The following is a 13,768-nucleotide window of genomic DNA, read 5'->3' on the forward strand; positions in this document are numbered from 1 at the left end:
ACTCACAAGTACAATCCAAATCATTAGAATATTTGATTATAAACCGCAATCGCATCAGTCATATTAAACTGCTCCGTATTATGATCTCCAGGTGCTCCCGTTGTAATGAATATATACTGCTTCCCATCTTTCTCAGCTAAACTTGCCAAACAAAGCCCCGCTTTATCTGTATAGCCTGTTTTGCCACCTAAAATCATTCCACCTTCAATAGTAGTGGAGGGTAGCTTTTCAAACATTGAGCTATTAAAAGTAATGCCATTTGGATGTACATTTGTTGCTGAAGTAGTATAACGCTTAGCCGTAAACACTTTATAGAATGTTTCATCCTGTAAAGAATAACGTAGTAATTTCGATAAATCTTTAGCAGTTGAAAAGTGCTCCTTATCTTGTAAACCTGTAGCATTCATAAAATGCGTATCATTCATACCAAGCTGTTTTGCCTTATCATTCATTAACTTTACAAAGCCTTTCTCTGAGCCTGAAACTACAATAGCTAAGCTAATCGCCGCATCTGCTCCAGAAGGCAAAATATTTCCGTATAATAAATCACGTACTGTTACTTGCTCTTGTGATACAAACCCTGCTACTGAAGCATTTTCAGCACGAATTTTATCAAATATCTCATCCGGTATTGTGATTCGTTGTTCTAAATCAGGTAAGTTCTCTATTGCTACAATGGCGGTCATCATTTTCGTTAAAGATGCAGGATATATTTCCATTTCACTTTGTTTATCAAACAAAACCTTTCCACTATTTAAATCAACTAAAATGGCATTTTCACTGAATAGCCCCGATTCTGCCTGTGTTATTTGTTGCCTTTCATCTATAAATAAATTAGCAATCCATAGTAAACCTAATACTAATAGAACCATCACTAATTTAGTTCTTAATTTCAATTTTCTTTTCTTCACCTGAAACATCTCCTTTCACTTCTATTAAACCAAATAGAAATGAAGGAAGATTAAAGGAAATCTGATTTTTTTCTTAATTTTTCAAATTAAAAAGTCTTTGTTACATACAAAGTAACAAAGACCCTAAATTATATAGCTCGATTTACTGTTCTTCCACCAATTAGAGAAATGAAAAACACACCAAGTAACATGATTGATACAAGTAATAGGAAGCTATATTGCGTTACAAATTGTAAATAAAGTCCCCCTAAAAATGGTCCACTCAAGCTACCTAAGCTAAAAAATATACCGCATAGTAAATTACCAGTTGGCAACAATTCTTTTGGAGTTAAATCTGTCATATATGTAATTCCTAATGAGAATAATGAACCTGCAAATAACCCTGCACATAAAAAGACAACTGCTACTAAAATTTCAGATCCCTCTAGAAAGCTGCCGATACCGAAAATCGTTCCTCCACCTGCTAATGCAATTAATAGGATTCTACGACGTCCAATCTTATCTCCAAGCATACCTAATGGCACTTGAGAGATAATCCCTCCTGCTGAGAAAGCTGCTAAAATAAATGATAACATTGCTACATCAAATGAAAGTCGTAGTGCATAAACCGGGAACAATGCATTTAATGAAGATTCTAAAAAGCCATAACAAAATGGTGGTAAAAATGCTACCCAAGCATATCTCAGGGTCGATACATAACGTCCCCATGCTTTTTCATCTGCATTTGTCATTTGAATCGCCTCTGGACGCTCATTTTTCAATAGAAAAATAAGTGACCATGCTACTAAACAAAGAACCGATGACACGATAAATGGTAGTGCCTCGAAAACGTTCATCAATGGTACAAATAAAGGTCCGACTGCAAAACCTAGACCAAATGATAAGCCATAAATTGCGATACTCTTACCAAGTCGATTTGCTGGAGCCGTACTTGTAATCCACGTTTGTGTTGCATAATGCAATGCATGATCCCCAATACCGATCAGCAATCGTAATATAAACCAGAACGTTATACTTTTCCATAACGGAAACATGAGTAAAGATAAAAAAACGAGAGCTCCACCTATCACAATAATTGGTTTATATCCAAATTTGCGTAACGGTTGTTCAATAAAAGGAGCTATTAATAATGTTCCAATATATAAACCTGTTGCATTCAAACCATTTAAAGCAGAAGAAACACCATCCTGCTCAAAAATCACCGACACAAGCGGCAATAACATACCTTGAGAGAAGCCTGAAATGGAGACCATAATTACCAAAATCCAAAATCTTCTCTTTTCAAAATTAATACTATGCTCCATTTCTTCCTCCTTGCGAATATACATCAATATAAGTACTACTTAATTCTTGTACAATATTATCATAACTCGGTTGGAAGCTGATATGATTTTCCCCACAAAAAATGAAGGCCCAGTTCACATTGATAACATGTGTACTGAGCCCTCTAACAATAACTAATATTCATTTTAATTTGCAGTTGCCTTTAAATCCTTAGCGGTAGTTCGCCGTTAACTGCTATCTCCCTCCTTCTACTACTGGATTTTCAATTTGCTTTTCTAATTTTTCTCCTTTCTTATTCTTGTATTCACTTTACCACAATACTTGAATAATGTAAATTTTCTAAATACAAATAACATTAAAACATTTAATAAGTCCTAGTATTTCCGTAATTCAATTGAAAAAACTATACAAATCAGCTACTATTGGGTAGAAGAAATGAGGTGTAATGATGGGTAAATCAATTACAGATAAAGATCAACAAGTGACCTACCTAAAAGAACGTCTTCAAATCTTTTTAGAAGTGCTAGACGCAATTGACCCTGAAACTACTGAATTAGAAGATATCGATCGTCTTATTCAGATGATGGACGATTTAGAAGAAAAAATGGATCAATTCAATGACAGACCTGAAAACTAATTAGTGAAAATGAATAATTTTTATCAGTAAAAAAAGAGCGTGAATTCACGCTCTTTTTTTCATATTTTGAAAAGGGTATAATGAGTATTGGAATTAAAACATTTCCTTATTTGAGGGGGCAATTTACATGAATTTAGAAAAGCTTGAACAAAGCATTTATGATTTAGTAACTGAAACATCTACAAACTTACCAAAAGATGTACGCCGTGCAATAAAAAAAGCAAAAGATGCCGAAAATGCTGGCACTCGTGCTGCTATGAGTTTAGATACAATCGCTACTAACATTCATATGGCTGACGATAATATTTCACCAATCTGTCAAGATACTGGACTTCCAACATTCAAAATTAAAACTCCTGTTGGTGTAAACCAAATTGAAATCAAAAAGGTTATCAAAAAGGCAATTGCTCGTGCTACTGCTGATGCTAAGCTTCGTCCAAACTCAGTAGACTCATTAACTGGTGCAAACAGCGGTGATAACTTAGGTGAAGGTCTTCCTGTTATGAAATTTGAACAATGGGAAAATGACTTCATCGAAATTAAGTTAATATTAAAAGGTGGAGGCTGTGAAAACAAAAATATTCAATACAGCTTACCTACTGAATTAGAAGGACTTGGACGCGCTGGTCGTGACTTAGATGGAATCCGTAAATGTGTTCTTCACTCTGTATACCAAGCACAAGGACAAGGATGCTCAGCTGGATTCATCGGTGTTGGGATTGGTGGAGACCGCTCATCTGGATATGATTTAGCGAAAGAACAATTATTCCGTCATGTTGATGATACAAATCCAAATCCTGATTTGGCTAAATTAGAAGATTACATACTTGAAAAAGCTAATACATTAGGTATTGGTACAATGGGCTTCGGTGGTGAAGCAACATTACTTGGCTGTAAAGTTGGCGTTATGAACCGTATCCCAGCATCATTCTACGTATCTGTAGCTTATAACTGTTGGGCTTACCGTCGTATGGCAATCGATGTTGATGCTACTACTGGTGAAATCAAAAACTGGCATTACCAAGACGGCGAGAAAATCTCGTTCAAAGACGAACCACAAACAGAAGAACCAAAATCAGAGAAAAAAGTTGTTGAATTAACAGCACCAATCTCTGAAGAACAAATTCGTTCATTAAATGTTGGTGATGTAGTTAAAATCACTGGTCGTATGTATACTGGCCGTGACGCTATCCACCATCACTTAATGAGTCATGACGCTCCAGTCGATTTAAACGGACAAATCGTTTACCACTGTGGCCCAGTAATGGCGAAAGACGAAAATGGTAATTGGACAGTAAAAGCTGCTGGTCCAACAACTTCTATCCGTGAAGAACCTTACCAAGGCGATATTATGAAAAAATTCGGTATCCGCGCAGTTATGGGTAAAGGCGGTATGGGACCAAAAACACTTGCTGCTTTAGCTGAACACGGTGGCGTTTACTTAAATGCAATCGGTGGCGCTGCACAATACTATGCGGATTGTATCAAATCAGTCGATGGCGTAGACCTAATGGAATTCGGTATTCCAGAAGCAATGTGGCACTTATCAGTTGAAGGTTTCACAGCTGTTGTAACAATGGACTCTCACGGTAACTCATTACACGCAGATGTTCAAAAATCATCTCTTGATAAATTAGCACTACACGCTGAACGCGTATTTTAATAGAATCTTTATGGAACTCTTGGGGACTATTTATAGTTTTCAAGAGTTTTTCATTTTCTACATGCACATTTTCTCACAAACTAACATTTATTAAACAATGCACTTCCACAATTATCACCTCTATGTTATAATAATTCTAAATTAAAAATGATTGTAAAAATGACTGGTAAGCCCTTGTGGTAAGCCAGTTTTGTTCATTAATAAAGGTTTTGATATTGATATTCATTATCAGGAGGTATAACAATGGAAACTATAAAACAACAAAACCACCCGCTAATTGAGAATATGAAGGAACACGCTGAACTAATCGCTGCTCTAGCTTCAGGTTTATTCATTTTAATTGCTTGGTTACTAGGAAAAAATGATTTGAACACTTTATCTATACTTGTTTATGTCCTTGCATTTATAATTGGCGGCTTCGCAAAAGCAAAAGAAGGTGTTGAAGAAACAATTGCTAATAAGGAACTAAATGTAGAATTCCTTATGATTTTAGCCGCTATCGGTTCAGCAATTATTGGTTATTGGACTGAGGGCGCAATTTTAATCTTTATCTTTGCAGTAAGTGGCGCACTTGAAACATACGCAATGAATAAAAGTCACAAAGAAATTTCAGCACTTATGAATTTACAACCTGAAGAAGCGTGGCTAGTAAATGAACAAGGTGAACTCACTCGCGTCTCTGTCTCTACTCTAAAAAAAGGTGACCATCTTTTTATTAAACCGGGTGAAAGAGTTCCAGCTGATGGCGTAATTTTTGAAGGTACTACCGCGATTGACGAAGCTGCGATTAGCGGCGAAGCAATTCCTGTTACTAAGCTTGAAGGTGATGAAGTATTTGCAGGTACCGTCAATATGAGTGGTGCAGTGACAATGGAAATGACGAAACCAAACTCCGAATCACTATTCCAGAAAATCATTGACCTTGTTCAATCTGCTCAAGATGAGAAATCACCTTCTCAACAATTTATTGAACGCTTTGAAGGTACTTATGTAAAATTTGTATTAATCGCCGTTTTGCTAATGATGTTCATCCCCCACTTCTTACTTGATTGGGATTGGACAACTACCTTTTATCGCGCAATGGTATTACTAGTTGTTGCATCACCTTGCGCTCTTGTAGCATCCATAATGCCAGCTACACTATCGGCCATTTCTAATGGTGCAAAAAGCGGTATTCTATTTAAAGGTGGCGTTCACTTAGAAAATTTGAGTGTATTAAACGCCATCGCATTTGATAAAACAGGAACACTTACACGAGGTAAACCAATTGTTACTGAGTTTATAGTTCGTGAAGGTATAGATCAACAACAAATGCTCTCTATAGTCGCTGGTATTGAATCACAATCAAATCACCCTCTTGCACAATCGATTACAGCTTATGCAAAGCAACAAGGGCTGACATCCTTCCATAAAGCTCAAATTGAAGACATTCCTGGTTGGGGTATGAAAGCAAATGTAGATAACATTTCTTATAAAGTAGGCAAAGCTGATTTCGTTGGTCGTGAAGACGCAATGCGTTTTGCTAATGGGATTGCACTTACCTTAGCGGATGAAGGTAAAACGGTTATTTTCGTTCGTGATGAAAAAGGAATTGTTGCCATCGCTGCGATGAAAGATACGGTTCGTGAAGAAGCAAAACGTGCAATTGCTCTTCTAAAAGAGCTAGGTATTCACACAATTATGTTGACTGGGGATAATGAAAATACCGCTAAAGTGATTGCCAAAGAAGCAGGCGTTGATGCTTATATTGCAGAGTGTTTACCTGAAACAAAAGTACAACATATGAAAGATTTAATGGCTAAGTACAAACATGTAGGAATGGTTGGTGACGGTATTAATGATGCACCTGCACTAGCAACAGCTACTACAGGGATTGCGATGGGTGAAGGAACAGACGTTGCATTAGAGACAGCGGATGTTGTATTAATGAAAAATGACCTTTCTAAAATTGCTTATGCAATTAAACTATCGCGTAAAATGCAAAAAACCGTTAAGCAAAATATTGCATTTTCTATTTCGGTCATTGCTTTGCTTATTATCTCAAACTTCCTACAAGCAGTAGATTTACCTTTAGGTGTTATCGGACATGAAGGTAGTACAATTTTAGTGATTTTAAACGGTTTGAGACTTTTAAATAAAAACATATAAAAAAGAGAGTGACCATTTAAGGTCACTCTTTTTTTCGTACTCCCAATATTTCTAGTCTCTTCTGCATAATGGCATTAATTTGTCCACTGGCCATTAAAATCATGCCTGTGAAATATAACCATAACATTAATATGATAATTCCCCCGATACTACCATACGTTGCAGAGTAATTCGCAAAATTACTAATATAGTAAGAAAATCCATAAGATAATACTATCCATGCGAACGTCGCAACAGCCGAACCGAGTAATACACTGCGTAAATACAACTTTATATTAGGTACAATCCAATACATCGTTGTTAATACTGTGAAAATCAATAGCGGTGGTATGATCGAACGAATACTATTCCAAATCTTTAGGAAATCCACCTCTAACCCAAAGTAAGAGAATAGTATAACACCAATTTGCTTACCAAAGACTGATAGTAGCAATGCCACAATAATCAATCCTACTAATAAAAACGTGAAAATAACCGACACAAATCTCACTATGATGAATGGCCTTGTTTCGTCTTTATCATAAGAACGGTTTATCGATTTGATCAACGCATCTACACCTTTAGATGCTGACCAAATCGTACCGATAATACCTATCGACAATAATCCACCGTTCCTATTTTCTAAAACTTCACTAATTGTCCCATTTATCAATGAGTACACTTGATCAGGTAAAATGGCATTCAAAAACAAGTAAATTTGATCTGGATCAATATTTAAAAACGGCAGTAATGTCACTAAGAAAATGAGTAATGGAAAAAAAGATAATAGGAAGAAATACGCTAACTGCGCACTAAATCCCGTAATATCTGCATTTTTTATACGCTGTATAAACTCCATCAAAAAGCCTTTTGATGTCGTTATATCATTAACCTTTTCATCCTTATCCTTTTTCTCTATTTGCATCATCTTTACTTTATTAAATACAGTTGAAGACCTTGAATCATCACGATTGTTTCTACTCATTGATCTCTCCCCCTTTGTTCAGATCAAAGATGAATTATGTTAGGATCTTCCTCTTTTTCTTTTGGAGATACAAACGCATTTTTAGTATCCTCTATTAGATTTTTCACTTGTGGTGTATATGTTCGAATCTCATCAACTTTTTCCATTAAATAATCTTTTTCTGTTGAAAATGAATCATATAAAGTTTGATACTTTTCAACTTTATTTTGTACTTTTTCAACAAATTCATCACGATTTTTTGCATAGTACTTAACATCATTTGAAATGCTTTTAGCTTTTTTACATGTGCTCTCACGAGTACTGCGATCCAACATACTAATTGCTGCTCCAGCAATTGCACCAATTGTGATTCCTACAAATAACTTATTCGACATTAAAAATTCCTCCTTGCATTTAATCCTTTTGAAATAGTATGCCCTTCTACTTTAACAATAAAACTAAAGTGATGGCTATACAATGTAATCTCTTTAAAAAATATTTCTTGACTTATAGACAGAAAATTAAGAATAATAGTATGTGATGGGGAAATTAATAGAAAAAGGAGGAATAATTTACAAATAAAGAAGTGGATAAGGGGGAATTATTAAATGGATAAGTTAAATGAAATTTTAGGATCAATATCAGGCGTTCTATGGGGAATCCCATTAATTGTCTTAATCGTCGGTTCTGGTATTTATCTCACTATTCGAGTGGGCGTATTACAACTTAGACTATTACCTACAGCTCTTAGACTTGTATTTTCTAAAAAACACGCTACAGATGCTGAAGGCGATATCTCACAATTTCAAGCTTTAACAACAGCACTAGCTGCTACAGTTGGTACCGGGAATATCGTTGGTGTAGCAACAGCAGTTATTCTCGGTGGACCTGGTGCTATATTTTGGATGTGGTTCTCTGCATTCTTTGGTATGGCAACAAAATATAGCGAAGCTATTTTAGCAGTTCGCTTCCGCGTAAAAGATTCGAAGGGACAAATGGCTGGAGGACCGATGTACTATCTTGAACATGGTCTTAAACAGAAATGGCTAGCTGTATTATTCGCATTATTTGGAGTGTTAGCTTCATTTGGTATCGGTAATGGTACACAATCTAACTCAGTTGCTGGAGTTGTAAATTCTACTTTTAAAATTGATCCATGGATTACTGGTATTATTTTAACTATTTTTGTAGGTCTTGTAATTCTAGGTGGAATTCAATCTATCGGTAAAGTAACTGCAGTTTTTGTTCCAGTTATGGCTATTTTCTATTTAGCTTCTGGTTTAATCATTATTATTATGAATATTACGGCAGTACCTGAAGCATTTATGACAATTATTAAAATGGCATTCTCTGGGGAAGCTGCTGCAGGTGGTGCAATTGGTGCGGCAATTCGCTACGGTGTTGCTCGAGGAGTATTCTCCAATGAAGCGGGTCTAGGTTCTGCTCCAATTGCTGCTGCGGCTGCAAAAACAGATTTACCTGGTCGACAAGCACTTATTTCAATGACACAGGTTTTCTTTGATACATTCTTAATCTGTTCAATTACTGGCTTAACAATTGTTATGTCGGGTGTTTATACAAACCCCAAATTAGAAGCTAATGCAGTTACAACTCAAGCGTTTGGTCACTTCTTAGGTAGTTGGGGACCAATTGTTGTAGCAATCGGATTAATTTTCTTTGCTTCTTCAACTATTTTAGGATGGGCATACTATGGAGAGAAATGCTTCCAATATTTATTTAAAAATCCGTTTGCTCTTTTAATTTACCGCATTATTTTTGTAGGTTTCGTATTTATCGGTGCGACTATTCCACTTGATATCGTTTGGACATTCTCCGATGTTGCAAATGGTTTAATGGCCATTCCAAACTTAATAGGTCTTATTGGCTTATCAGGGATAGTTGTTTTTGAAACGAAACGTATTAAAGCAAAGCTAAAAGAAGAGAAAGAAGAAAAATTAAATAACAAAGCTGAGCAATCTGCAAAAGCCTAATCAATTTGTAATTGACATTCAATTCATTGCATGAAATGATACTATGTATGTAACGAAAGGTAGGGAATCCAATGAATTTAACTGAACCCTCTACTGAGAATGTCATCTATATGATTGATATGATCAAAGATAAACTTCGTATGGTTAATGCTGATGCAATGAAACCAGAGCATTTTGATACCGAGCAATACGAAGACCTTGTCTATCTTTATGAAATGGTTATGAAACGCGATGCATTTAGCCCAAGTGAAATGCAAGCAATCGTAAGTGAGTTAGGCTCACTTCGAAAATCATAAAAAAGCTAGGAACAGCCATAATATAACGGCCTTGTTCCTAGCTTTTTTCATCTAATTATTTATTTAAAGCTACAGCAATTTTAGAACCTACTACAGCATTATGTTTTACTAATGCGATATTAGCTACTAAGCTCTTGCCTTCTGTTAATTCTTTTACTTTACCTAATAGGAATGGAGTTACTTTTTTACCACTAATACCATTTTCTTTAGCTTCTTGCAATGCTGTTTCAATGATGTTCGTGATGAAATCATGATCCATTGCATCTGCTTCTGGGATTGGATTAGCAATTATTGCTCCACCCTTAAGTCCAAGATCCCATTTTGCGCGTAAAGTTTCTGCTACTGTTTCAGGATTATCTGCACGGAAGTTTACAGCGAAATCACTTTCACGTGTGTAGAATGCAGGTACTAAGTCTGTTTCATAACCGATTACTGGAACACCTTTTGTTTCAAGGTACTCTAAAGTTAATCCGATATCTAGAATAGATTTTGCACCCGCACATACTACTGCTACATTTGTTTGTGAAAGTTCTTCTAAGTCAGCTGAAATATCCATTGTTGTTTCAGCGCCACGGTGAACACCACCAATACCACCAGTTACGAACATTTCAATGCCAGCTAATTCTGCACAGATCATTGTTGCAGCTACCGTTGTAGCACCTTTTTGTTTTGTTGCTAATAAATAAGCAAGGTCACGACGAGATGTTTTTGCTACGTCTGGTGAGTTACCTAGTACTTCTAACTCTTCATCAGAAAGACCGATTTTGATTTTACCATCTAAAATAGCAATTGTTGCTGGTACTGCACCGTTATCGCGGATGATTTGTTCTACTTCACGTGCAGTAATAACGTTTTGTGGGTATGGCATACCGTGTGAAATGATTGTAGATTCTAACGCTACGATTGGTAGCCCTTTTTCTTGTGCAGCTTTTACTTCTTCTGAGAATGATAAGTATTGTTTCATGAATTATTCCTCCAGCTCATTTTTTAGTTTATTTGCAGATAACTCTGGTCTTACTGTAAATGCACTTTGTAAAGTTTTTGCTGCATTCATCAAACCATTTTGAATATTTTCAGCGAAAGGTTCTTGTAGAATCCAGCTATGTAGCAATGCTCCTACAAAAGCATCTCCCGCACCAGTTACATCTTCAACATGATCAATTTGAATTGCAGCATAGCTCTTCACAGGCAAATCTTTAGATGCTGCATAGACGCCTTTACTACCTGCTGTAATAACAACATTTTCTGCGCCTTTTTCCAATAAAGCTTGTACTGCTTTCTTCCAGTCTTCCTCTGAAGTGATCGCACTATCCAAATACGTTTCTGCTTCATCGCGATTACAGATAAACCATGTTACACCATTTAAATCTTTTGGCATACGATCCATCTTAGGTGACGATACTGGAATTAATACAAATGGAATTTGTCTCACCAATGCAAGTTCTTTGATACTCTCAATTGTTTCTTTAGGACAATTTAAATCCATAACGATACATGCTGCATTTGACATTGCTGCCTCGTGCTTCATCAGCAACTCTGGCACTAATAGATCATATACATCCATATTCGCTACAGCTAAAAGCATTTCACCTTGCTCATCTAAAACTGCCGTATAAGAGCCCGTTGAAGCGTTTTGGAATTGTTCTACGTTTGAAACATTCATATAGCTTGCTGAAGCTTCTTTAATAGCATTCCAATCTGAATCCTTGCCTGCACCTGTTAAAAGTGAAACATGGTGTCCTAGGCGCCCTAAATTTTCAGCAATGTTTCGAGTTACACCACCGATACTTTGTGTAACGGCAGCTGGATTAGAGGTTCCCAACTGAGCTTTACCTTTAATATGAAACTTACGGTCCATATTAGCTCCACCGATACAAATTACTTCATTTTCTTCCGGCAATATATACGCCCTCCCGACAATTTTACCTTGACGTGTTAACCCTGAGATAATATTCGCTAAAGCGGGTCTAGACATATTTAACTCTTCGGCCATTTCTTGTTGGGACAAAAAAGGGTTTTGGCGAATAAGCTTTAGGATCATTAACTCTTTTTCATTCATGTCATCACCCTTATTACTTTTGTTTAGATTATAAACTTTTGTTTTTAAAATGTAAAAAAAAAAAAAAAAAACGATATGTAAAATACATATCGTTTTTTCTTATTCTGATTTTGCTGATGTTTCTTTTTCGTTTGTATTTGTATCTTCTTTTTTCACTAAAGGCTGAATAAGTACTTCTACACGTCTATTTTTCGAACGACCTTCATCTGTCTTATTAGATGCAACAGGTTCATTTTCTCCATATCCTTTTGCACTAAAAAATGCTGGATCAAGTTTAACATTTTCATCTACAACTAATTTCAAGAAATTAACTGCACGCATAACACTTAGCTCCCAATTCGAAGCAAATTCTGCATTGTTCATTGGTACATCATCTGTATAACCTGTAATAATTACATGACGTGGTGGATCGAATACAAGTAACTTGGATAATTCTTTCGCAATATTTTGATATTCATCTTTTACATTAGCTTTACCTGGATCAAAGAGAATACTATCACGAATTGTTACGAGTAACCCTTCATCTGTCAGCTTTGTTGCGAATTGCTTTTCAAGCTCATTCACAGCAATAAATTCATCTACATTCCCTTTTATCTGTGATAAGGCTTCTTGATCTTCTAAATATGCTGAGTCGCTATCTTTTTCAGCACTTTCTGGTTTTTGTGGTTCAACTGGTGAGGGCTGCTCAAATACGCCCTCACCTGAATCGAAAATAGAGCTAAAAACTGTAGAAAGTTGTTGCATTTTTTGTACATCGACAGTACTAGAAGCAAATAAGACAATAAAGAGCGCTAATAATAATGTTAGGATATCGGCATATGGAATTAGCCAAGATTCATCTGTATGTTCTTCATGCTTTTTTCTTCTTTTAGATCTCTTTGCCAAGGCCACTCGCCCCGCTTTCGTCCATTATTTGAGCGCGATCTTCTTTGGTTAAATAAGATGCCAATTTCTGTTCGATTACGCGAGGAGCTTCACCTTCTAGAACCGATAAAATACCTTCAATCATCATTGTTTTTTGACGAATTTCTTGGCTAGATTTACGTTTTAACTTATTTGCAAATGGATGCCATAATACATATCCTGTGAAGATACCTAGAAGTGTTGCTACGAACGCTGCTGAAATAGCATGTCCCAATTTTTCAATATCGTTTAAATCTCTTAGTGCTGCGATAAGACCAATTACTGCACCAAGTACCCCTAAAGTTGGGGCATATGTACCTGCTTGTGAGAAAATCAAAGCTCCACTTGCATGGCGATCTTCCATCGCTTCCACTTCTTCATTTAAGACGTCGCGGATATAATCTGCATTTTGTCCATCAATAGCCAAAGTCAATCCATTTTTCAAAAATGGATCATCAATTTCCGATACTTTACTTTCAAGTGCAAGTAGCCCTTCACGACGAGCTAAATCTGCCCATTGCGAAAACATTTTAATAATCTCTACATCACTTACTAACTTTTGCTCCTTGAAGATAAGACCAAACAGCTTAGGTATACGTTTTAGTTCACTCTTAGGAAATGCGATCGTAATCGCTGCGATCGTACCGAAGATGATAATAAGTATCGCTGCTGGATTCAGTAATGCATCAGGAGTAACACCTTTAAAATACATTCCTGCTAATAGCGAAACAAAAGCTATTATTAAACCAATAATCGATGATAAATCCATTTTAGTACCCCCAAAATCGTCATTCTTTTTTTTATTTCGGTTTATATTTCATTATTTTAATAATCTATTGTAAACAATAGAAGATATTTCGTGAAAAGGTCAAAATTATGGTCCTCCACTTTTTCTTTTATAATCTTTCAAAAATTGTTACAATTGACTTAAAT

Annotated in this window: 13 protein-coding genes; 5 read left to right on the top strand and 8 right to left on the bottom strand. The window is 36.0% G+C overall.

Going from position 1 to position 13,768, the window contains the following annotated elements; genetic code table 11:
- Window positions 1-23 precede the first annotated feature (23 nt).
- Together AMD00_RS20305 and AMD00_RS20310 are read right to left on the bottom strand one after the other, a co-directional pair.
- Complete coding sequence (locus AMD00_RS20305; RefSeq protein ID WP_211258680.1) at window positions 24-911, bottom strand: D-alanyl-D-alanine carboxypeptidase family protein; 888 nt, start codon at window positions 909-911, stop codon at window positions 24-26.
- A 128-nt stretch (window positions 912-1,039) separates the two neighbouring features.
- Window positions 1,040-2,215, bottom strand: a complete 1,176-nt coding sequence (locus AMD00_RS20310) for an MFS transporter (RefSeq protein ID WP_211258681.1) — start codon at window positions 2,213-2,215, stop codon at window positions 1,040-1,042.
- 428 nt (window positions 2,216-2,643) lie between these two features.
- On the opposite strand from AMD00_RS20310, the gene AMD00_RS20315 reads away from it, so the two are divergent.
- The 3 genes from AMD00_RS20315 (at window position 2,644) to AMD00_RS20325 (ending at window position 6,643) form a co-directional block, all read left to right on the top strand.
- Window positions 2,644-2,832, top strand: coding sequence for an SE1561 family protein (locus AMD00_RS20315; protein ID WP_038178566.1), 189 nt, complete (start codon window positions 2,644-2,646; stop codon window positions 2,830-2,832).
- Between the two features lie 127 nt (window positions 2,833-2,959).
- Complete coding sequence (locus tag AMD00_RS20320; RefSeq protein ID WP_053418823.1) at window positions 2,960-4,495, top strand: fumarate hydratase; 1,536 nt, start codon at window positions 2,960-2,962, stop codon at window positions 4,493-4,495.
- Between the two features lie 243 nt (window positions 4,496-4,738).
- Window positions 4,739-6,643, top strand: a complete 1,905-nt coding sequence (locus AMD00_RS20325; protein ID WP_053418824.1) for a heavy metal translocating P-type ATPase — start codon at window positions 4,739-4,741, stop codon at window positions 6,641-6,643.
- A gap of 22 nt (window positions 6,644-6,665) precedes the next feature.
- On the opposite strand, the gene AMD00_RS20330 is transcribed toward AMD00_RS20325, so the two are convergent.
- On the bottom strand, window positions 6,666-7,607 hold the full coding sequence (locus tag AMD00_RS20330; RefSeq protein ID WP_053418825.1) for a YihY/virulence factor BrkB family protein: 942 nt from the start codon (window positions 7,605-7,607) through the stop codon (window positions 6,666-6,668).
- Between the two features lie 23 nt (window positions 7,608-7,630).
- Window positions 7,631-7,981, bottom strand: a complete 351-nt coding sequence (locus AMD00_RS20335; RefSeq protein WP_053418826.1) for a YtxH domain-containing protein — start codon at window positions 7,979-7,981, stop codon at window positions 7,631-7,633.
- A 213-nt stretch (window positions 7,982-8,194) separates the two neighbouring features.
- On the opposite strand from AMD00_RS20335, the gene AMD00_RS20340 reads away from it, so the two are divergent.
- Together AMD00_RS20340 and AMD00_RS20345 are read left to right on the top strand one after the other, a co-directional pair.
- Window positions 8,195-9,577, top strand: coding sequence for an alanine/glycine:cation symporter family protein (locus AMD00_RS20340; RefSeq protein ID WP_053418827.1), 1,383 nt, complete (start codon window positions 8,195-8,197; stop codon window positions 9,575-9,577).
- Between the two features lie 71 nt (window positions 9,578-9,648).
- Window positions 9,649-9,873, top strand: coding sequence for a DUF1128 domain-containing protein (locus tag AMD00_RS20345; RefSeq protein ID WP_038178574.1), 225 nt, complete (start codon window positions 9,649-9,651; stop codon window positions 9,871-9,873).
- Between the two features lie 55 nt (window positions 9,874-9,928).
- On the opposite strand, the gene AMD00_RS20350 is transcribed toward AMD00_RS20345, so the two are convergent.
- The 4 genes from AMD00_RS20350 to motA form a co-directional block, all read right to left on the bottom strand.
- Complete coding sequence (locus AMD00_RS20350; protein WP_053418828.1) at window positions 9,929-10,837, bottom strand: pseudouridine-5'-phosphate glycosidase; 909 nt, start codon at window positions 10,835-10,837, stop codon at window positions 9,929-9,931.
- Window positions 10,838-10,840: 3 nt separating this feature from the next.
- Complete coding sequence (locus AMD00_RS20355) at window positions 10,841-11,932, bottom strand: carbohydrate kinase (protein ID WP_053418829.1); 1,092 nt, start codon at window positions 11,930-11,932, stop codon at window positions 10,841-10,843.
- 99 nt (window positions 11,933-12,031) lie between these two features.
- Entirely contained in the window at window positions 12,032-12,817 is a 786-nt protein-coding gene (gene motB / locus AMD00_RS20360) for a flagellar motor protein MotB (RefSeq protein ID WP_053418830.1), read from the bottom strand.
- A complete protein-coding gene (gene motA, locus AMD00_RS20365; protein WP_053418831.1) occupies window positions 12,801-13,604 on the bottom strand; it encodes a flagellar motor stator protein MotA in 804 nt (267 codons plus the stop codon). Before motA ends, motB begins: the two co-directional genes overlap by 17 nt.
- Window positions 13,605-13,768: the final 164 nt, after the last annotated feature.

The sequence above is a fragment of the Viridibacillus arvi genome, assembly GCF_001274945.1.
Taxonomy (GTDB): Bacteria; Bacillota; Bacilli; order Bacillales_A; family Planococcaceae; genus Viridibacillus; species Viridibacillus arvi.